The organism is Halodesulfovibrio marinisediminis DSM 17456 (assembly GCF_900129975.1).
Taxonomy (GTDB): domain Bacteria; phylum Desulfobacterota; class Desulfovibrionia; order Desulfovibrionales; family Desulfovibrionaceae; genus Halodesulfovibrio; species Halodesulfovibrio marinisediminis.
Window position 1 is genome coordinate 482,995 of record NZ_FSRG01000004.1, and the last position, 20,712, is coordinate 503,706.

A 20,712-nucleotide genomic window follows, 5' to 3' on the forward strand; every position below is an offset into this window, starting at 1 on the left:
GTTCTTATTTCTCTAATTATTCTTAGTAACGTCTAATAAGGAATACAGAATTTTTGTATTGTTCGTAAATTTCTTCAGCTGAAAATGTTTCGTTAATGGAAGGTGTTGGAGAAATACCGACCTGCGCAAAGAGTAAAGAGAGGCAGTTTGTTTTTTTTATATAACCAATGCCCTCAGTACCCAACCCAACCAGCTTGGAACTTACTACACCGATAGCTGTGCCGTGTTCGTCAAAGACTGGCCCGCCGCTGTTTCCTCCATTGATGGAAGCATCAAGCTGGTATTCGGTGGTGTTGTTTTTAAAACCGAGAATAGAACTGATATTGCCAGTCGAAATTTTGAGAGAGTTTCCGTAGTGCTCGCCCTCTGGGAAACCTAGAATGTGGACTGATTCACCGGGGGTACTGAGTTTGGTAAGGGCAATTGGGATAGGGTGGTATTGTTCTGGAAGCGGAGTAGCTTTCAGTATAGCGAGATCATTTGTTTTGTCTGTAAGAACTACAGTTGCTGTTTGTACAGCACCGTTCGGTAAAACAATTTCAAGAGTACGTTTGTTTCCTGCAACGTGTTCACATGTAACAAGGTAGCCGCGTGAGTCAACAAGCCAGCATGTGCCTGTAGCTCGCCCCAGAGCGCCTGTAAGTTTGCTTCGTTCGAAGCCACAGATTACGTTCGTCCGGATTTTTTGGATTTCTAAATAATTTTGCAGTTCATCAGCAAAATTGCTTGCCATGTAGCCGGGAATAAATGTCTGGTTTATCCCGTCACTTTTTGAATAAACGTCATAGACAAAACCTGAAACAGTTTTGTTGGTTGTGGAGCGAAGTTCAACTGGTTCAATCGTGGTACGGGCTTGCCCCATCATAATCTTACTACTTTTTGCATGAATCTGTCTTGTTCCCGCTGTTGTTTGGACGCTATCGAATGTAGAATTTGCAACAGCTACTCCTATTTCCCATGCTTCATATTCATCAATGTCCAGAACACGGATGCAGTTTTTGTTTTTATATGTGTCTGTACCGGATATATACTGTCGGTTAGAACATCCGCTGATAGTGGTAAAAAGTAGAAGGAATATGCAAAATAGATGGAATGAGTGGTGGTTGCGCATTGTGTAGTCTCCGGTAGCAAAAAAACATTTAGATGGCAGGTGGTGCACAATGAAGTTTTATTGATAGAATACTTACAACTTCATCTATTCAAAATAACAGGTTATTTCTATAGTAAAACTAAATGAAAGTCGAAAGAAAAGCTCCGCACATTAGTGCGGAGCTTTATTCATCGAAGGTCGAACTATTTGCCTATATATAATGTTACGACAGGTCGTGGCTTACCTCAACGAGTCCGATTCTATATCGCTGAGCCTTACGGACAATGGTTGACTGACTGGTGCCGAGCAGCTTGGCAGCCTTGTATGTGCTTTTGCCTTCAATCAGTGCTTGCTTGATCAATTTACGTTCTAAGCTTTCTACTTCCTCTTTCAAATTAATACGGGTGGCGTTTGACATGATAGTTCCTCCGTCCTCGCATCCGGAGAGGAAGTGCGGGGGAAGGTAGTCCGGAGTGATAAGATCCTGATCACTCATAGCGACCAGATAGTCTACAGCTGCGCGTAGTTCACGAACGTTACCAGGCCAACTGTTCTGAGAAAGTATAGAAAGTAGATCGGGTGAAAGAGTCTTGCGAAGGTTGTATTTTAAGTTTGCGGTTGTGAGGAAGTGTTGTACCAGCAGTGGGATATCTTCTGATCGTTCGCGTAATGGTGGAATGGATACGATAAGAACACGCAGACGGTAATACAGGTCTTCACGGAATTTGCCAGAAGCAAGAAGCTGGTCAAAAGATTTGTTTGTTGCAGCGATAATACGTACATTAGGCTTGAGTTGTGTTGTGCCGCCCACTTTGCGGTAGCCGTCACCGTCAAGAACATGCAGGAGCTTAACCTGCATGAGCAGTGGAAGCTCTGCGACTTCATCAAGGAAGAGCGTCCCGCCATCTGCCAGTTCAAACATACCTGCTTTACCCTTGTCGGAAGCGCCGGAGAATGCACCAGGCTCATAACCGAAAAGTTCTGCTTCAAGAAGTTCGCTTGGGATAGCACCACAGTTGATTGAGATGAAAGGCCCTTCACCTCGTCCGCTTTGTTTGTGGATAGTTCCAGCGGTAAGTGTTTTACCGGTACCCGTTTCGCCTAACAATAATACAGGGGCATCAACATGCGCAGCGCGTTGAACGTCCTGCGAGAGCTGAAGCATGGCAGGGCTGTTGCCCAGTATGCCTTCGGCTTGACCTTTTTCTAAAGTTTTTAGCTTATCCCTATATACCTGTGCTTCCAACTCGTATTTGCTAAGCTTGGTCTGCAACGTTTTCATTTCACTGATGTCTCGGATACACGCAATTGCTCTCCATGCTTCACCATTTGCGTCAAAGATAGGTGTACTTGTGTTGAGGCAGCGTACGCCGTTGCTATAGTCATCAAACATTGTTACTGAGTGACCTGCTTCCAGAGCACGCAAAGTTACACATGTTGTTGTGTAGCCCATTTCAACCGCTTCTGAAACGTGTTTGCCAATCACCCCTTCGGCTTTAATACCGGCAATACGCTCCATCGCTTTGTTAACGCGTTGTGTGATGCCGTTCCCGTCAATTACCCAAATACCGTCGTGCATGGATTCAAAAAGAACATCTAGCTCTTCTTTATGAAGTGCTGCGTTTTGGAAGCTCTCATCGTTGATGCTGTAGATTGTAACTGAGCGGTATTCGGTAGTCTCATCAATCCAATGCCACGTTACACAGTAGTTAACGTTCTGAATTTTCACAAAAACTGTTTCACCTTCGTTTAGGTTTGCAACTTGCAGCGCGTCTGCTGGAGGTGCATATTCTTGGATGTGATGCAAGAATGACTTAGGTTCGTTAGCTTGTGAAAAATTGGTGAAAAGGGTGCATAGATTGTTAGTGTAGCTGTCAATAAGCCACTCTTTTCCTTTGCAAAATATGGTTGAGAAAAAATTCTCATTTGCAGAATCGGATGTTAAAGTTCGATTAGTTGGCATAGCGTCCTTCGCTTGATGATGATTCATTTCTGAATCGTTTTTTCAGAAAATTTATACTTCTCATTAAGTTTTTTTTAAAATCAATGCAAGAGTGACTTAGTCGTTAGTTTGCATTCATCAGGTGAACAATGAAAATCCTTAAATAGCATGAGGTTGCGAGAGATGTGATAATTGGCACAAGGATTGCTGTTAGATTGGTGTTGCAAAGCAGTAGAATGAACTTCGTGGGACAGGTTACATACTACTCATAGGTTTGGTGTATTAGGTTACACCAAAAAAACGAGATTACAGCGGCGAATGTCGCCGCAAAAGGTTTTGGAGGGCATAACTTTTATGGCTGAAGCACAGACTTCATTAAAAAAGACGATTAAGCCTAGTCAGGCTTGGGCGCTTGCGCTTGGCGCAATTTTGGGTTGGGGCGCATTTGTATTGCCAGCACTGCGATTTTTGCCAACAGCGGGACCACTTGCTTCTTGCATCGGTTTTGCACTTGGCGGGATTATGCTTCTTTTTGTTGCCATGAGCTATGGTGACATGATCGGCAAGTACCCAGTTGCTGGTGGCGAATTCGTATTTGCATATGTTGGATTCGGCCCCACAGCTGCATTTGTATGTGGTTGGGCATTAGCGCTTGGTTATATTTGTATTATTGCACTTAACGCGTCAGCGCTCGCGCTGCTCTTTAGATTCCTCTTACCAGGGGTATTTGAAGTTGGTTATCTGTACACAATCGTAGGTTGGGACGTTTACGCCGGCGAACTTGCAATGCTTGTTGCAATTCTCGTTGGTAGTGGCTGGATCAACTACCGTGGTGCGGATCTTGTTGGTAAAATTCAGGTTTTCCTCGCAATTGCACTTGTTGGTGGCGTATTCGCGCTGTTCGCAGGTACTACCTTGCACGAGACATCCTCTATTTCCAACTTGTTCCCGCTGTATGCAGAGCACCGCAGTCCTATGGCATCTATCATGGCAATCGTAGCTATCGCACCTTGGCTCTACGTTGGCTTTGATACCATTCCTCAGGCTGCTGAAGAATTTGATTTTCCGCATGAGATGGCAACAAAATTGATGATCACTGCGATTATTTGTGGAGTGTTCCTCTACGCAATGGTTACTCTCGCTGTAGCTGGCCTCATGCCTTATAAAGAACTTTTGGCTTTGGATGTACCTTGGGCTACTGGCCACATTGCACACCTCTCCTTGGGTAAAGCAGGTAGTGTGATTCTTGCAATGGCAGTATCCGCAGCGATCTTTACAGGAATTAACGGCTTCTTTATCGCATCTTCCCGTCTGCTCTTCAGCATCGGTCGCGCAAGAATCCTTCCTTCCTGGTTCGGAGATATTCATCCTAAGTATGGTACCCCGCACAAGGCTATTGTGTTTGTAACCCTGCTTACCATTATCGCACCGTTCTTCGGTCGTGAGGTACTGAACTGGGTAGTAGACATGTCCGCGGTTGGTACAGTTATTGGTTACCTCTTCACTTGTCTTGCTGCATACAAAGTTGCTGTAGCATTTCGTAGTGAAGAGACATCCTCTAAGAAGATTATTTTTGCCGCGCTGGGCTCTGTAAGCTCCGTGATCTGCATCCTGCTTCTTACCGTTCCTGGTTCCCCTGGTTCCATCGGTACTGAATCCTGGATGGCACTGGTTCTCTGGACTTTACTTGGCGCGTTTTTCTACAAAATGAAAATGGGCGAATTCAAAGGCCTTGATCTTAAGACTCAGCGTAAGCTGATGATGGGCGGCATTGATCTCCCTGTATTCTTCAAGAAATAGAAGAAGCCTAATTTCAAGGTATTAAACAAATAAAAAGGATAGAAAGTGATGTATCACACATTCCATTCAGTAAGCAAAACTGTACACGGCGTAGGTTCTATTGCACAGGCTGGCGAAGAAGTTAAAAACCTCGGTGGCAAGCGTGCAATTATCGTAACTGACCCGGGTCTTGCTTCTCTCGGCCTTCACAAGCCAGTAGAAGAGGCTCTCGAAACTGCAGGCGTTGAGTTTGTTCTCTACGCAAAAGCAGAACTCGAGCCAAATGCTGACTCTATCCAGGATTGCGCCAACGCAGCAACCGAATTCAAAGCTGACGTTATCATCGGCTTCGGTGGTGGTAGTGCACTCGATACTGCAAAAGCAGCTTCTGTTCTCGCAGCACACGAAGGTCCTATCTCCAAGTACTTCGGCGTAAACGTTGTTCCTGGTCCATGTATGCCAATGATCGCAATTCCTACAACTGCGGGCACTGGTTCTGAAATGACTTCCATTTCTGTACTGACCAACAACGAAACTGGTGCGAAAATGGGTGTTGTAAGTGATTACCTGTACGCTGATTCTGTAATCCTTGATCCAGCAATCACTACTGGTCTTCCAGCTCACGTTACCGCAATGACTGGTGTAGACGCATTCGTACACGCTATGGAATCCTTCGTAGGTCTCCGCGCTACACCATTTACCGATGCTCAGAACCTTGCAGCTATGAAAATGATCGCTGCTAACATTCGTAAAGCATACACTAACGGTTCTAACCTCGAAGCTCGTGAAGCAATGCTTTACGGTTCCGCTCTCGCAGGTCTCGGCTTCGGTAACACTCAGAACGGTGTTATCCACGCAGTAGGTACTTCTGTTCCTGCAAAATACAAGCTCCCTCACGGTCTCCTGATGGCATGTTTCGCTCCAGTTGGTATTAGCTTCAACTACATGGCTAACCCAGAGAAATACGCAATCGTAGCTGACATCCTGAACGGTGAAGATTCCTTCGGTCCAGTTCTTGAGCGTGCAGCAGGCTGTGCAGATGCATTCATCGCAATGCTCGAAGACCTCGACATTAAAGTTGGTCTCGCTCCTTACGGTGTGCAGGAATCTGATCTTGAAGGTATCGCAACTCGTGCAATGGCTGCTAAACGTCTTATGGACAACAACCCACGCCAGTGCACTGAGAAGCAGCTTCTCGACCACTTGCAGAAAACATTTTAGCGCATAGGGGCCCCCTTAGCAGCGCCGGAGCCGTTATCACCGTCGCGACTAAGGGGCTCCCCCTCCTAAATGTTATATATTTTATTTTATTATACTTTGATTTAGTAGAAGGGTAAAAAAATGAGCAATGTAGATTTGAAACAAATTGTACAGCAAGATAAAGACAACTGTTGGCACCACCTCACTCAGCACAAAGCATACGACGGTGATGCAAACCCTATGGTTGTTGTTGAAGGTAACGGCATGCGCATCAAAGACGCAAACGGCAAAGAATTCCTCGATGCTGTTTCCGGTGGCGTATGGACTGTTAACGTAGGCTACGGTCGTGAAGAAATTGCTAAAGCAGTTTACGACCAGCTCGTAAAGCTTTGTTACTTCGCTGGTTCTGCAGGTAGCATTCCAGGTGCTCAGTTTGCTGAAGCTCTTCTCGACAAAATGCCTGGCATGGGTCGTGTATACTACTCCAACTCCGGTTCTGAAGCTAACGAAAAAGCTTACAAAATCGTTCGCCAGCTCGCTCACCTCAAAGGTGACGGTTCCAAACACAAAATCATCTTCCGTGATCGTGACTACCATGGTACTACCATTGGTGCTCTTTCCTCCACTGGTCAGTTCGAGCGTAAAAACCAGTACGGTCCATTCGCTCCTGGCTTCGTAGAGCTCTCCAACTGTAACTGTTACCGTTGTCCTTTCGGTAAAGAATACGGCAGCTGTAACATCGAATGTGCTCACGCTCTCGAGACCCTCATCCAGAACGAAGGTCCTGAAACCGTTGGCGGCGTAGTTCTCGAGCCTATCACTGCTGGTGGTGGCGTAATCGTTCCTGTACCTGAGTACTTCCCAATCATCCGCGAAATCTGTGACCGCTACGACGTTCTCCTTCACATTGACGAAGTTGTATGTGGCCTCGGTCGTACCGGTAAATGGTTCGGTTACCAGCACTTTGACTTCACCCCAGACATGGTAACCATGGCTAAAGGTGTTGCTTCCGGTTACGCAGGTATCTCCTGTACCGTAACTACTGAAAAAGTTTTCGACCAGTTTAAAGCTGATCCTTCCGATCGTATGCACTACTTCCGCGATATCTCCACTTTCGGTGGTTGTACCGCAGGTCCAGCTGCTGCTCTCGCTAACATGGACATCATCGTTCGCGAAAACCTCCTCGAAAACGTTGTTAAAATGGGTGACTACTTCCAGGATCGTCTCTTCGAACTGAAAGACAAATACTCCATCATCGGCGACGTTCGTGGTAAAGGTCTCTTCCAGGGTCTCGAGCTCGTTAAAGATCGTGCTACTAAAGAACCTGTTGACGAAGCTGTTGCAGCTGGCGTTGCTGGCGGTTGTGCTAAAGAAGGCGTTATCATCGGCCGTACCAACCGTTCCTTCAAAGAGTTCAACAACACTCTTTGCTTCAGCCCTGCACTGATCGCTGGCAAATCCGAAATTGATGAAATCATTGATGCACTTGATAAATCTTTTGCATCTGTTTCTGCATAGTAAAATAATTCGATATTCTTAGGAGATAAGAAAATGATCGTAGGTATTCTTAAAGAGATTAAAGTTAAAGAGAACCGCGTTTGTATGACTCCAGCTGGTGTTAAAACCATGGTAGCTGCTGGTCACGAACTCCTCGTTGAGAAAAGCGCTGGTGTTGGTTCCGGTTTCGCTGATGAAGAATACGTAGCAGCTGGTGCTACCATCATCGACACCCCGCAGGAAATCTGCGAAAAAGCAGAAATGGTAATGCACGTTAAAGAACCTCAGCCTTCCGAATACGGCATGCTCCGTAAAGGCCAGATCCTCTTTACTTACCTCCACCTTGCTGCTGACGAGCCTCAGACTCACGGTCTCATGGAATCCGGTGCTACTTGTATCGCATACGAAACCGTTCAGAACGCTGACCGCTCCCTCCCACTTCTTACTCCTATGTCTGAAGTTGCTGGTCGTATGTCTATCCAGCAGGGTGCTAAAGCTCTCGAAAAAACTAACGGTGGCCTCGGCAAACTCCTCGGTGGCGTACCAGGCGTAGCTCCAGCTAAAGTTATGGTTATCGGTGGCGGTGTTGTAGGTGTTCAGGCTGCTAAAATGGCTTGTGGCCTCGGCGCACAGGTATACCTCATGGACATCAACCTTGATCGTCTCCGTTACCTCGCTGACGTAATGCCAGCTAACTGCACCACCCTCATGTCTTCTAAAGGCGCTATCCAGGAACTCCTTCCAGAAATGGACCTCGTAGTAGGCGCAGTTCTTATCCCAGGTGCTAAAGCTCCTGCAGTTATCACTCGTGAAGACCTCAAACTCATGAAAAAAGGTGCTGCACTCGTTGACGTTGCTATCGACCAGGGCGGTTGTTTCGAAACTTCTAAAGCAACCACTCACGAAGAGCCAACCTACGAAGTAGACGGCATCGTTCACTACTGCGTAGCTAACATCCCAGGTGCAGTTCCAATGACCTCCACCATGGCTCTTACCAACGCAACTCTTCCTTACGCTCTTGAGCTTGCTAACAAAGGCTGGAAGAAAGCTTGTCAGGACAACGAGTCTCTCCGTAAAGGTCTCAACGTTCACGAAGGTAAACTCACTTACAAAGCTGTTTGCGACGCATTCGGCCTTGAGTACACCCCAGTTGAAGACGTATTATAAGTTTGATTACCAGCCAGCTTTCGGCTCAGCATAACTCTTTAATCCGAAAGTTGTGGTAATTATTCTTGCAAGCACGCGTAAGCGTGTCTGAGTAGCTAACGCTATTTGGGTATATAAGCAGCAGCATGTTTTTCATGCTGCTGCTTTTTTTTGTATAGATAGGTAATTTGTAATGTGATGCACAACATGAAGAGTTATGTTTAGTTGTTCTATTATGATGGCGAGGTGGGTGTATTAAGGGTGTATCTTTGAAGTTGTGATGTTTGATGCAATGTAAAAGCTGAACAAGACCATGGTGTTAATGTGCTATTATGGTCTTTTTTTATATTATAGCTATGTTTTTTGACATAAACGATATCCACATAAATGTAATATGAAGTGATGCAACTGTGTCATCGTATTAGATATATTAAAGATGCAAATTGTTGGCTGTCAGTGTAGAGTCGAAGGGCTGGAATCAAGTAGTTGGATACTGCTTGCTAAAAATTTTACCGCAGCTTGCGTAGCATGATTGCGGTGTTCGTTGTCGTTTATTGTTAGACGAGAATGAACCGTAAGGAAGCGACAAAGGTATGTAGGGTGCCTTTGTACAACTCTGGGTAGGGTTGGTGTGGTATAGTGTGGGCTATGCCGATATTCGCTGATGCGTCCACAGATTTGGATCGCATATCCTTGTAGAAGGGAGTGGAAGGGCGTTTCCACTCCCTTCATTGCGTCGGTGTGATGCATAAAAAAATCCCTGTATATTTTTATATACAGGGATTTAAATTCGTGGAGCTCTTGAGCAGGATTGAACTGCTGACCTCATCCTTACCAAGGATGCGCTCTGCCGACTGAGCTACAAGAGCCTTAAGTGCGTTAACACAGGGGCTTTCTACGTATTATTGGAAAAAAAATCTAGTCGTTTTTTACGAAAAAACAATTTTTTTTGATATTCGAAATATTATTCAATTTCTTCATGTCTTATGAGCTAGTTCAGGTGCAGGTTGTTTCAGTGGACTCTGTTATTCAGCTGTGTAGTGATTTCAGCGCTCTTTTTTCGTTTCCTTAACCCTCCTTCGTGTTTTCAAAAAAGCGTCCTTAGCGGCAGTTTTTGAGCATTGTAGGGCTGATGGTTATCTGAGGGCATGATATGAGGCAGCAGGGGGATTCGATACAAGAACACTATGATATTGGTTCCTTTAAGTCGGGCTAGCCCCTGCTAGCTGAGTTGTTTTCTCCTATTTCCTTTTTCCCAGAATCTGACCCAAGCTTACCATACCTAATTTGAAAAATTATGCCTGTCTTACCAAGTGATGCTTTCGCTATTTTGCTTAGCCCTGTTATGAATAAGAGTTTTAGACCTAGTTAATAGATCGAAGCCACATTGCAACTTGTTGATGTTGTAGGAAATTAGAGAGGTTGTCTTGGTAATAGTTTATATAATGCATAATGAATAAGAATAATTAACCGAAAAGATATTTGTGTAGGGGTATTGTTTTTATATGCCCTCTTCCGCTACGCAATGAAAAATGTATACACCGTTTTCGACTGTTGGGGATATTTCATTCGAAAACAGGGTACAGCTTAATTATGTGTGGATATTGTAAGGAGTGGAGTAATGGGAAAATTTTCCCTTAAGATGCAGGTGGTCCTGATTGCAGCAAGTGCGTTGTTGTCACTTGGTGTTGGGTATGGATTTTTGTATGCGGGAGCGGATGGCGCGAGCGTCTCAATGGGGACTGTTCATACTTCGCTGTTGGTAACAGGCGGGCTATTTAGCTTGCTGGTACTGCCGTTGGTTTTTGTTACAATTAGCACCCAGCGTACCGCAGGCGGTGCTATTCGCGAGAAGTGTAAACAGGTTTGTGGTGGTGACTATTCTGTTGCATTTCCTTTTTCCCAGTCGCCGGACCTTGCTGCGCTTGAACGTGATTTAGAGGCCATGTTCTCCAGTATGAAGCATCGTCTAGGTTTTGCACAGGGGGTACTTTCCGGTATTGATACTCCTTTTGTTGTTGTCGATACCAATGAAGTCCTGACGTATACTAATGATTCCCTTCTTTTTATTCTGGAGCAGGACGGGAAACCGGAAGACTACTATGGGCAGAACGTTGCTCATTTCTTTTATGGTGATTCTTCCCGCCGAACAGTGCTGGCTGATAGTCTTGAAAAACATATTGTAACGAAGCGCGAAGTTGTTCTTACTGGGCGTAAGGGCGGTCAGCGGAAAATTTATATTAACGCATCACCGTTGTTTGATTTGAATGGGGATTTGATGGGTGCGCTTTGTATCTATCAGGATTTAACTGCGTTACGTCAGCGTGAGGAAGAGATTCTTAGCAAAAACGAACAGATTGCATCTGCTGTGCGCGAATCAGAAGATGTTTCAGATGATGTGGCACGTATTGCTCAAGATATTTCGACAAAGATGGAAGAGACAAGCCTTGCTGTTTCCCGTCAGACAGAACGCGCAATGGAAACTGCTACGGCGATGGAGCAGATGAACGCTGCTGTTACTGAGGTTGCACAGAATGCCTCTAATGCAGCGGAACAGGCTATCTCCGCACGAGATAAAGCAGATCAAGGTTCTCAGGTTGTAAGAGAAGCTATTGAGGCTATTGATGAGGTCGCTCGTTTGTCTCATCAGTTGCATGATGACATGTCTTCTTTGGGGCAACAGGCAGAGGGTATTGGTACTGTAATGAACGTGATTACTGATATTGCAGATCAAACAAACCTGCTTGCCTTGAATGCTGCCATTGAAGCTGCCCGCGCCGGTGAGGCAGGGCGGGGATTTGCAGTAGTAGCTGATGAAGTGCGTAAGCTTGCAGAAAAAACGATGCAGGCAACTAAAGAGGTTGGTGATGCTATTACTGCGATCCAAACAGGTGCACAGCGAAACCTTGAAAGCGTGACAGAAGCAGCTTCCGCCGTATCCCGTTCTAGAGAGCTGTCCGGTGCTTCCGGTGAAGTTCTTAATCAAATTGTGGAACTTGTGAATGATTCAACTGATCAGGTTCAGGCAATTGCCACTGCTGCAGACGAACAGGCTGCAACCAGTGACCATATTAATCGCTCTGTGGATGAAGTTCGAACGATTTCTGAACAATCAGCAGGAGAAATTGTTACGGCTTCTCATGGTGTTCGTGAGTTGTCTGTTATGGCAAGGCAGTTGCGTGAAATTATTCAGGCTATAGGGTCATAGGCTCAACGTCTGAAATAAGGCATTACGCTTGTAGTGAAATGAAAAAAAGCTGAGAACGTGCGCACGTTTTCAGCTTTTTTTATTGCTTGATGCTCTGTTACAATTTGATGAGGGGGATTTCGTTTATATTTAAATATTGATCTCGTATTCGACGTATGTCTTCTTCGTACTGGGTGAAAATATCCACTAGATGTGGGTCAAAAGCTTTAGCCCGTTCGGATGCGATGTATTGAAAAACCTGCTCTTGCGGCCAGGCATCTTTGTAGCAGCGTTCGGAGCTCAGTGCGTCATATACATCTGCCAACATCGTAATGCGAGCAAAGATACTGATGTCATTTTCCCTTAGTCCGTTAGGATAGCCGTTTCCATCCCATCGTTCGTGGTGTTGATATGCTATTTCACAGGCAATCTGCAGTAGATCCTTGTTAGATCCCTCTAGGATATCTTTGCCTATAGATGTATGTGTCTTAATTACTTCAAATTCTTCAACTGTTAGTTTTCCAGGTTTATGAAGAATTGATTCAGGAATGCCTATTTTACCCACATCATGCATGGGGGATGCTGCTTCCAGTAAATCGAGATCTTTTTTTTGCATCCCGATGCGTTCGCCAAGGAAGCGGGAAATTTTGGCAACCCGTTGAACATGGCCACCTGTTTCTTGGGAACGGGCTTCAATAACTTCGCCTAGAGTTGAAACAATAACTTTCTGTGTTTCTATCACTTCTTGATCCAAAACGATAATTCGTTCTTTGTTTTGACGTAGAATAATTTGTTTTTGCAGGTTGTTATACGTGAGAAAGAGAATGAGTGAGAGAGTCGTGATAATTACTGTAGCGGGAATGATTGCTTTGTAATGCAGAGCAAAAAAAGATTCCGGCCTGTTGATGAAAGTTGCTTCAACTGGAAGAGTGTCGGGGTTAATGTTGTATGTGACTAGCCTGCGATAGTCGTAAATGCTTTTATGGATGTTCGCATCAAGTTGAAGCGGGATAACTGGCTGGCCTGCTAAAAGACGGATTAGCGTAAAAGCTGCCTGCCGTCCAAGGTTATATGCTGAAAGAACCTTTCCGCCGACAACCCCTGTTTTGAGCTGGAATGACCAGGATACAATGATCGGAACTGAGGAGGTTTTAGCAAGTTCTCTTTCTATGGTTCCCTGTGGGTAAAAGGTGTTGTCTTTTGTTTTGAAATGGGGAAGCAGGTAGATTATTTCGTGTTTTTTTCGTGAGCTGGCAAATGACTTTAGCTCCTTAAGTGTCATGTGTGGTGTGAAGTTGAGTGTGATGTGTGGCGGAAGCTTTGAAGCAATAGTCTTAATTTCTTTTACTAATGATGTGCATGTTGAACTTTCGTCACCAACGATATGTATCGTGCGAAGATAAGGACGCATTTGGATAGCTTGTTGAATTGTTCCAAGATGGTCTGCTTGTTCCGCAATGATTGAGCGGATGTTAGAGTTAATAGATGGTGGATGTGCGTTGTTAATACCGCATGCGATAATAGGAACGTCTGGAAATATTTCTGATCCATATGTACGTATAAAACAGAGTGCGTTGTTGTCTGTAACGATAATGCCGTCAGGACGGATCCATGCATACTTGTTAGCATACATGAGGGCTAGCGAGCTTAGATAGCTTGGGTCTGTGTAGTTCTTACTATCCATATACTCAAACTTAAGAAGCGTTGAAGGAGAATTCTCTTTCAACGTATCCTTGATTGCTTTGCCGGTATTTATCGTCCATGTGTCGTTGGATGAATACGAATGAATGACGAGAATTTTTTTTGGATTTTTAGGATGTGCAGCATAGGAAGCAGTAATAGAAAAGATAATGCAAAAAAGAATAAGAAAGAACATTATACGCTGTATGAAATGAAAATATGAAAAAAATAGAGTATAATAGGTAGGTATAAAGTATGTTTTTTCTTTGCTAGTGGTGCGCATACTGTAGTGTTCCACGACAAAGAAATTTGAGTAATTATTAGCTGCACTACATGTAAGAGCAAAAAATTATTTTTTTGTAAGTTTTATTTTAATTATTTTGTTACTAGCAATAATAAAATGTTTTTTTATTGGAAGAATCTATTAGTATTCGTGCCAACAAGCTACACAGTGGAGCAAAAAACTTTTTCTTCTTCTGGCTTATCAATAAAAATACGGTTACGTCCGGCATTCTTGCAATGGTATAATTTTCTATCAGCACGCGTGAGGACGGCAAAACTGTATTCATTGCGTTGTGAGATTGCGCCACCGAATGATGCAGTTACGCTAATTTTTTGTTTTTCGTGCATGAGCCATGATCGTTCAACAAGACGGCGTAGTCGTTCTGCCATTACAGTTAGATTGTTGATTGTCGTGTTAGGAACAAATATGACAAATTCTTCTCCCCCCCAGCGGCAGATAACATCAAGGAAACGTAATGATTTCGTTAAGGTTTGCGCAACCATTCGGAGAACCTTATCTCCTATCTGATGCCCATATGTGTCATTAACTGACTTGAAGTCATCAATATCAATAAATAAAATGCCAAATGGCGCAAGGTTTTGTTCCATTGCGTGGTCAAGGTTTCGCATTGTGATTTCTGCATAACGCCGATTTCCAATGCCCGTAAGTTCATCCGTCAACACCTCTTTGCGTAGCAGTTCCATTTCCCTTCGCATGTTGAGGGACTCACTGTTCTCTGCAAAAACTTCAACTGCGCCTATAATACTTCCGCTTGAATTAAATATAGGGGTTGCCTGAATTGTAATGGGAATTCTGTGACCAAGCTTATGACGCATGTAAGTATTTATATGACGTTTCTCACCGTCATCTAGTGTGGCAGAGAGTGGACAGCCTTTGTCGCAGAGTGAACAACCATTTTCATCTTCATGTCGCAAAAGATTACTTGAGCATACTTTGCCCATTACTTCGTCCTCAGTATACCCACTGAGCCTCTCAGCTGCTTTGTTCCAGTATGTAATGCGCCGGCTGGCATCTACGAAATAGATTCCGTCTGTAACTGAGTTAAGCAACGTTTGGTAAAATATTTGATTCATGAGCTACTCCCCCCGAAAAGAGTACAGCCCGCACAATGTAATTTTCCCCCGAAAACAGACAAAGAACAGCTATGCTGACTAAACGCAAAGCTAGATAAAGTTGCTGCCTGATTAGTGGCGTTGTAATCAATTGCAAGCGATTTAGAGAAGTGGCGTAGAGTGCTTTGCGCAAATAAAAGACATATCTATATGTATACATTGTTTATTGCGTAAAAACAACTTGTTGAGAGTTTTTACAGAGAACCTGTGGCTTGCTTATATAGTTAATTGTAGCAATCATTAATGAACCTGTTTTTTTTGCCAAAAGTGCTTCTATTGTAGGGTGTTATAGAGAGTAGCGTATGGAGGTAGACTCTGTAATATTTGTGAAATAGGTGGGAGAGTATAAAAACTAATATTGTAGATGATTGAATTAATAACGAAGTAATGTTGCGAGAAAAAAGATTCGTGATAGCAGCTGGTAGTTGGATGTGAAGTGTGTTTGGTTCGTATTATGAGTAGGTTAGTGTGAATTGAATACCGTGCATTACTGATTTCGTCGTGATAGGGTGTGATAAAACATAAGTAGGATGTACTCGTATGAATTCCCTTCAGGTACTTATTTTCGTTTTGTCGTTCAGTTTCAGCTTTATTTTTGCTTTAGGCGGCATTGGTTCTGCTGCTGCGATTATTCCTGTGCTAACTTGGGTGGGTGTGCCTTTTAATATAGCTCGACCGACAGGCTTATTTATTAATACCCTTAGCATGGGGGGAGCAACGTATTCGAATATTAAGGGTGGAAGGCTCGATTTTAAATTAGGTCTGCCGGTTATTATAACATCACTGGTGATGGCACCAATCGGTGCTTGGAGTGGGCATTTTTTCCCTACACAATATCTTATGATTGGTCTTGTTCTATTTTTAGTGTTTGCTTCCTCTATGATGCTTTTTTTTAGGGGGATAAAAGGTAGTGTTATCTATCGGGAAGATCATCCTTTTTTCGGTCCAGCGCTTGTGGGCGTTCTTGCCGGCTTCTGCTCCGGCTTGCTTGGCGTAGGAGGTGGTGGACTTATTTCTCCGCTTCTCATCATGCAAGGGTTTAACCCAAAGAAAATTGCTGCAATTACAGCTTTTGCAGTTCCTTTTTCTTCTGTAGCTGGATTTATTACATATGCGCTAATGGGATCAGTTGCATGGAGCATCTGGATCGTGGCTGGTGTTGCGGCTTGCATCGGTGGATATTTTGGCACAAGTGTTATGCATAAGCGCATGGAGCCGGCTGCCGTAAAAAAGTTCCTTGGCGTTATTCTTTTTGTGGTGGCAATGCGAATATTGCTGAATATGATTTGGCGATAGTTTGGTACCTTGAAAAAAAAAGCAGCTAAGAATTCTTAGCTGCTTTTTTTCGGGGGGATATTCTAAGAGGAAAAAGTGTGTGCCTCCCCTGGTGAGAGGGAGGCACACGTGAAGAGCGTTCTGATTCTAAAAATTTATTTAGAAGGTACCTGCATGGATGGTGGTGCATAAAAGTAACCTGCGGAATAGTTACTTTGGTACCAGAACAAATTGATTGCTCAATCAATATGTGTTTTTGTAAATATTCACGTCAGCTGTGTCAACGTAAAAAAAGAGAATTGCGAGAGTAATACTTTTATGAGTTAAGTGTATCTCTTGAGAAAAGTATAAAAAACAGAGTATTATATGAGTAGAGTGTCGCCATGAAGAATAATAAAAAATTTTTTTATGGTGACTAAATCCTGTAACACATTTGGAATAATGAAATTTTTTTGAAAAAAAACTGAGCGAATAACTGTATGTGAAAGCTGACTTGGTAAGATAAATTTACAGTCGTTAGAACGATTCGTTTCTTATGGAGGTAATTCTGTTCCCGCCACGTTAATAAACGAACTCAATGCAATGTATAATTTTTTTAGCATATTATTGAGGGATAAAAAGTGCGTAATTTTGTTGAGTGCAAAAAGATACTTTTGCTGTGCACAAATAGAAAAATGCAGAGACTCATTAAAAAATCGAGTTTCTGCATTTGTTTTTTGTGAATTCGCTCGCGTCAGTGAAAGGCATGCTTTTGCGGAATAGAGCAACAGGGGACTTTGCTAAATTTTTACATCGTGATAGATCATCGGGTTGATTGCTCAATCAATGCGTTGAGCAACAACTCTGTGGGCCCTTATGCAGAAGGTTGCCGTCTTCTGCATAAAAGGGTGGTGGACTGTCATACTGCCTGAGCTCTGGTACAGCTAGGCAGTATGATAGAGAGTTAGACACATGTAGGTAGCGTTCCGTTGGCCTGGTCTCTACCTACACATACCTGAACTAGGACCTGTGATGGAATACTTGTCTTTTCTATTGGCTCTCTTGCCAATTGCGTGGCTTATCTTTTCGCTTGTTGTTCTCAAGCTCCCAGCACATAAAACTTGTACAGCAACTTTAGTTGCAACAATTGCCATTGCAATATTCGGTGAATGGCAAATGCCTGCATTTAAAGCTGTTACCGCTGCTGCAGAAGGCGGTGCATTGGCACTTTGGCCGATTATGATTGTTATCATCGCTGCTGTATTTACATACAACTTGTCTACACAGACTGGCAGCATGAACGTGATCACAAAGATGCTTTCCAGCATTACTACCGACCGCCGTTTGCTCGTGCTTATCGTAGCATGGGGCTTTGGCGGTTTTCTTGAAGGTGTAGCAGGTTACGGTACTGCCGTAGCAATTCCAGCAAGTATTCTTGCAGCAATGGGTTTTGCGCCTATGCACGCAGCTGTAATTTGCCTTGTAGCTAACACCGTTCCGACAGCATTTGGAGCAATCGGTATCCCGATTTCCACAATGGCAAGCGTAACCGGCATTCCTGTTGAGATCGTAAGTTATCTCACAGCATTCCAGCTTTCTCTCTTTATTGTGCTTATCACCTTTTTGGTTGTTGGCCTTGTTGATGGTGTCAAAGGTCTGAAAGGCGTAATTGGCGCTTGCCTTGTTTCTGGTTTCAGCTTTGCTCTTCCGCAGCTGTATGTAGCTAAATTTATGGGTGCAGAACTTCCATGTCTTGTTGGTAGTATCTGTAGTATGGCGGCAACCATTGCATACACCCGTATGGCACATCGCAGCACCGCAGCCAAAGCGGAAGAAGCTCTCACTGCAAAGAGCAAATTCCTTGCGTGGGTTCCTTACATTCTTATCCTCACGCTTATTGTTCTTTGCAGTAACTTGTTCCCTGCGATTAAAGAGGCGGTTGGTTCTATCAAGTCCGCTATCACTATCTACGGTGACAAACCATTTACTATCAAATGGGTTGCTACCCCGGGTGTCCTGATCATTATTGCTACCTACCTTGGCGGCATGATTCAGGGTGTTTCAATCGCAGAAATCACAAAAGTTTTGGCCAATACTGCAAAGCAGCTCACCAAGTCTGCTGTCACAGTAGTGGCCATTGTCGCGCTTGCGAAGGTAATGTCTTACAGTGGTATGATTAATACCATTGCAATGGTTATTGCCGAGCTTACCGGCTCCTTCTACCCGTTCATCTCTCCAATGGTGGGTGCGCTTGGTACCTTTGTCACAGGCTCCGATACATCTTCAAATGTGCTCTTCGGGCAGTTGCAGATGCAGGTTGCAGCAAAGATCGGTGTAGATCAGGCCTGGCTGGTTTCAGCTTCCGCAGCTGGTGCTACAGCAGGTAAAATGATCTCTCCGCAGTCTATTGCTATTGCAACAGCAGCAACCGGTATTACCGGTAGCGAAGGTCGTATTATGAATAAGACTATCGTCGTTTGCTGCGGCTATGTGCTTATTTTAGGTACACTTGTGTACGGTCTTATTCCGTACTTGGACGCAATCTACTAGACTATTCGCAATGCGCTGGAGGCGCTAAGCGCCTCCTTCGCATTGAAAAAAAACCGTCAATTACGTTTACAGCTATGCTTTGTTGCCTTTTGCTGGGGCACTACAGCGCCTGTTCTGCAAAACCAAACTTTGTAAGTTGGTCGCACAGCACTTGCCGTGCAAGATACAGGACACCGAGCATAAGTAATCCGGAAACGAAAACATTTTCTCGGAAAACAAAAGATACAACAAAACATATTGCTGTTACTGCAAGCTGAGCTTGCGCAAATTTTTCTGGTACAGCGTTATGGGATACAAGCAGCCATTGCGGCTTGGTGCCATATAAGAAGAGAGAGACCAGAAAAACTACACCAAGAATTCCAGCTGCCTTTAAATCCGCAAGCAAAACCGGAAATCCAGCGGTGCCGCCGCTAAGCAGGGCAGCGCTCAATAAAATATACATATCAATCCCGAAAATTACGGGATCTGGAATAGCCTGTTTTTTTAACAAGATGCCAAGGGAAAACAGTGCAGAAGCGGCTGCCACATAAAATGGTATCATCCAGCTGTCGGGTTGTGAAACATCAACATATCGAAATGAAAATGCAAAAACCTGAAGCGGCAGTAGTTCGAGCAGAATCCGTAACCAGCGGTTCATAACGTTTCCCCTTGGTACTGTGTGACGAATCGTCCCGTTTTGTAGTACAAGAACAGGTTGGGATGGGGACGATGCAGGCACGTTTTGTACAATGCTGGGAACTACTATTGCAGGTTATTTTTTATGTTTTCAAGTTCTATTTCTTAGTTGTGCTTTCAAACAGTTTCTTAGGTTGTGCCCTGGTAAAGCGCATCTATTTTAAAAAGTTAATTAAAATTTAGTATTAAATTTTCTTTGAGTAGTTAAAGAAAATTCAAATAAAATTCACCTTTTTGGGGACGTAAGTATTCACTCTGCAAGAAAAGTACTAAGCTTTTCGCAGGGTGTATTTTTGTTTTTAGTAATGAAATGGATGGATGGTACTGAAACCATACACTGTAAGGCCCTGTTATGCAGGGCCTTTCATGTATGAAGGAGGTAATTAGGCATGACCTTGTGGTGGAGAGGAAGGTCAGCCTTATTAAGCAAGTGCTGTCTTACTTAATGTACTGGGCGATCTGTAAAACGTTTGCGCCTACGGCATGTGCTTTGATGGAGAAAGCAGTGATGAGAATTGCCGCAGTGAGCAGTGTTGCGTGTTTTACAGAGCCGGTGTTGAATTTTGAGTCGTCAACATTAAAAAACAGATTCATTGTAGTCCCTTTTGTTCCGCAAAAGAGGTTAAATAAAATTGTCTTTGATTGAGCGAACAAACAATATCAAAAGTGCTCACATTGTAAAGCGGTAAATTGGGTTTCGAAAAAATTTTTGCTGGCAGCTTAGGGTGTTCTGAAATGAAAAAGGAGTTTATTTGAAAAAAAGTACTATTCGATATTTGGAAGGCTTTTATGAAGTTGTTTAAAGTGAACCACTCTCATAAATGAGTTTGATGGAATGATAAATGACAGCTTGATAGTTTTTCCTAAATAAGTTCTTTTAAAGTAGATAGTTATTTCAAAGTTCTTTTATTTTTGTTTTGTTTTTTATGCTGTTGTTTATCTTGACTTTCTAACGAAACAGAGGCGGCGATGCGCTTTTGAATCGTTTGTAAGTCAAATTGTCATCATGATCATACTTCCATGCGTAACCTCCGTAGATTCGGGTTTTTCAATAGCGCGTAGGGTTGGCAAGTTGACATTCATGTGTTCAATGGCCGCTTATACCTCTTACTTTTTGGGTAAAACGATGTGTATCGGGATGTCTAAGTCTAAAGTGACTTAAAAAGATCTAAAGTTGATTCAAAACTGAATCGATATTGAGTGTGGAAACAAATGGTTTTTTTAAAGTTCAGTAAAAACGTATAGTTAAGATAATGTGCTTTTTTGGCATGTGAGATGCATAGGGCAGAGTGCTCC

13 protein-coding genes and 1 tRNA gene are annotated in these 20,712 nt (G+C 43.5%); 7 read left to right on the plus strand and 7 right to left on the minus strand.

Going from position 1 to position 20,712, the window contains the following annotated elements:
• Positions 1-22: 22 nt before the first annotated feature.
• The gene (locus BUR09_RS06725; protein ID WP_074216179.1) at positions 23-1,111 is read right to left on the minus strand and encodes a S1 family peptidase; all 1,089 of its coding nucleotides are present in this window, start codon (positions 1,109-1,111) and stop codon (positions 23-25) included.
• A gap of 202 nt (positions 1,112-1,313) precedes the next feature.
• Positions 1,314-3,053, minus strand: coding sequence for a sigma-54 interaction domain-containing protein (locus BUR09_RS06730; protein ID WP_074216180.1), 1,740 nt, complete (start codon positions 3,051-3,053; stop codon positions 1,314-1,316).
• Between the two features lie 333 nt (positions 3,054-3,386).
• On the opposite strand from BUR09_RS06730, the gene BUR09_RS06735 reads away from it, so the two are divergent.
• The 4 genes from BUR09_RS06735 (at position 3,387) to ald (ending at position 8,675) form a co-directional block, all read left to right on the plus strand.
• On the plus strand, positions 3,387-4,832 hold the full coding sequence (locus tag BUR09_RS06735; RefSeq protein ID WP_074216181.1) for an APC family permease: 1,446 nt from the start codon (positions 3,387-3,389) through the stop codon (positions 4,830-4,832).
• Positions 4,833-4,880: 48 nt separating this feature from the next.
• Positions 4,881-6,032 carry a sulfoacetaldehyde reductase gene (gene sarD, locus BUR09_RS06740; protein WP_074216182.1) on the plus strand — a complete coding sequence of 384 codons (1,152 nt, stop codon included), beginning with the start codon at positions 4,881-4,883 and terminating at the stop codon, positions 6,030-6,032.
• Between the two features lie 120 nt (positions 6,033-6,152).
• Positions 6,153-7,529 (plus strand): aminotransferase family protein, encoded by a 1,377-nt coding sequence (locus BUR09_RS06745; RefSeq protein WP_074216183.1) that lies wholly within the window; start codon positions 6,153-6,155, stop codon positions 7,527-7,529.
• 33 nt (positions 7,530-7,562) lie between these two features.
• Positions 7,563-8,675 carry an alanine dehydrogenase gene (ald, locus tag BUR09_RS06750; RefSeq protein WP_074216184.1) on the plus strand — a complete coding sequence of 371 codons (1,113 nt, stop codon included), beginning with the start codon at positions 7,563-7,565 and terminating at the stop codon, positions 8,673-8,675.
• Positions 8,676-9,447: 772 nt separating this feature from the next.
• Here ald and BUR09_RS06755 read toward each other — a convergent pair.
• Positions 9,448-9,523, minus strand: a tRNA-Thr gene (locus BUR09_RS06755).
• 752 nt (positions 9,524-10,275) lie between these two features.
• On the opposite strand from BUR09_RS06755, the gene BUR09_RS06760 reads away from it, so the two are divergent.
• On the plus strand, positions 10,276-11,862 hold the full coding sequence (locus BUR09_RS06760; protein ID WP_074216185.1) for a methyl-accepting chemotaxis protein: 1,587 nt from the start codon (positions 10,276-10,278) through the stop codon (positions 11,860-11,862).
• A gap of 97 nt (positions 11,863-11,959) precedes the next feature.
• On the opposite strand, the gene BUR09_RS06765 is transcribed toward BUR09_RS06760, so the two are convergent.
• A complete protein-coding gene (locus tag BUR09_RS06765; protein ID WP_074216448.1) occupies positions 11,960-13,717 on the minus strand; it encodes an HD domain-containing phosphohydrolase in 1,758 nt (585 codons plus the stop codon).
• Between the two features lie 248 nt (positions 13,718-13,965).
• On the minus strand, positions 13,966-14,898 hold the full coding sequence (locus BUR09_RS06770; RefSeq protein ID WP_074216186.1) for a diguanylate cyclase: 933 nt from the start codon (positions 14,896-14,898) through the stop codon (positions 13,966-13,968).
• A gap of 579 nt (positions 14,899-15,477) precedes the next feature.
• Between BUR09_RS06770 and BUR09_RS06775 the strand changes: the two genes are divergently transcribed.
• Both BUR09_RS06775 and BUR09_RS06780 read left to right on the plus strand, forming a co-directional pair.
• Positions 15,478-16,233: a sulfite exporter TauE/SafE family protein gene (locus BUR09_RS06775; RefSeq protein ID WP_074216187.1), complete on the plus strand. Its 756-nt coding sequence runs from the start codon at positions 15,478-15,480 to the stop codon at positions 16,231-16,233.
• A gap of 990 nt (positions 16,234-17,223) precedes the next feature.
• A complete protein-coding gene (locus tag BUR09_RS06780; protein ID WP_074216188.1) occupies positions 17,224-18,741 on the plus strand; it encodes an L-lactate permease in 1,518 nt (505 codons plus the stop codon).
• Positions 18,742-18,841: 100 nt separating this feature from the next.
• On the opposite strand, the gene BUR09_RS06785 is transcribed toward BUR09_RS06780, so the two are convergent.
• On the minus strand, positions 18,842-19,378 hold the full coding sequence (locus BUR09_RS06785; protein WP_074216189.1) for a hypothetical protein: 537 nt from the start codon (positions 19,376-19,378) through the stop codon (positions 18,842-18,844).
• Positions 19,379-19,854: 476 nt separating this feature from the next.
• Positions 19,855-20,010, minus strand: coding sequence for a hypothetical protein (locus tag BUR09_RS16815; protein ID WP_175565996.1), 156 nt, complete (start codon positions 20,008-20,010; stop codon positions 19,855-19,857).
• Positions 20,011-20,712 lie beyond the last annotated feature (702 nt).

Coding starts and splice junctions, on each gene's coding strand:
- BUR09_RS06725 (WP_074216179.1), bottom strand. CDS start 1,111: ATGCGCAACCACCACTCATTCCATCTATTTTGCATATTCCTTCTACTT.
- BUR09_RS06730 (WP_074216180.1), bottom strand. CDS start 3,053: ATGCCAACTAATCGAACTTTAACATCCGATTCTGCAAATGAGAATTTT.
- BUR09_RS06735 (WP_074216181.1), top strand. CDS start 3,387: ATGGCTGAAGCACAGACTTCATTAAAAAAGACGATTAAGCCTAGTCAG.
- sarD (WP_074216182.1), top strand. CDS start 4,881: ATGTATCACACATTCCATTCAGTAAGCAAAACTGTACACGGCGTAGGT.
- BUR09_RS06745 (WP_074216183.1), top strand. CDS start 6,153: ATGAGCAATGTAGATTTGAAACAAATTGTACAGCAAGATAAAGACAAC.
- ald (WP_074216184.1), top strand. CDS start 7,563: ATGATCGTAGGTATTCTTAAAGAGATTAAAGTTAAAGAGAACCGCGTT.
- BUR09_RS06760 (WP_074216185.1), top strand. CDS start 10,276: ATGGGAAAATTTTCCCTTAAGATGCAGGTGGTCCTGATTGCAGCAAGT.
- BUR09_RS06765 (WP_074216448.1), bottom strand. CDS start 13,717: ATGTTCTTTCTTATTCTTTTTTGCATTATCTTTTCTATTACTGCTTCC.
- BUR09_RS06770 (WP_074216186.1), bottom strand. CDS start 14,898: ATGAATCAAATATTTTACCAAACGTTGCTTAACTCAGTTACAGACGGA.
- BUR09_RS06775 (WP_074216187.1), top strand. CDS start 15,478: ATGAATTCCCTTCAGGTACTTATTTTCGTTTTGTCGTTCAGTTTCAGC.
- BUR09_RS06780 (WP_074216188.1), top strand. CDS start 17,224: ATGGAATACTTGTCTTTTCTATTGGCTCTCTTGCCAATTGCGTGGCTT.
- BUR09_RS06785 (WP_074216189.1), bottom strand. CDS start 19,378: ATGAACCGCTGGTTACGGATTCTGCTCGAACTACTGCCGCTTCAGGTT.
- BUR09_RS16815 (WP_175565996.1), bottom strand. CDS start 20,010: ATGAATCTGTTTTTTAATGTTGACGACTCAAAATTCAACACCGGCTCT.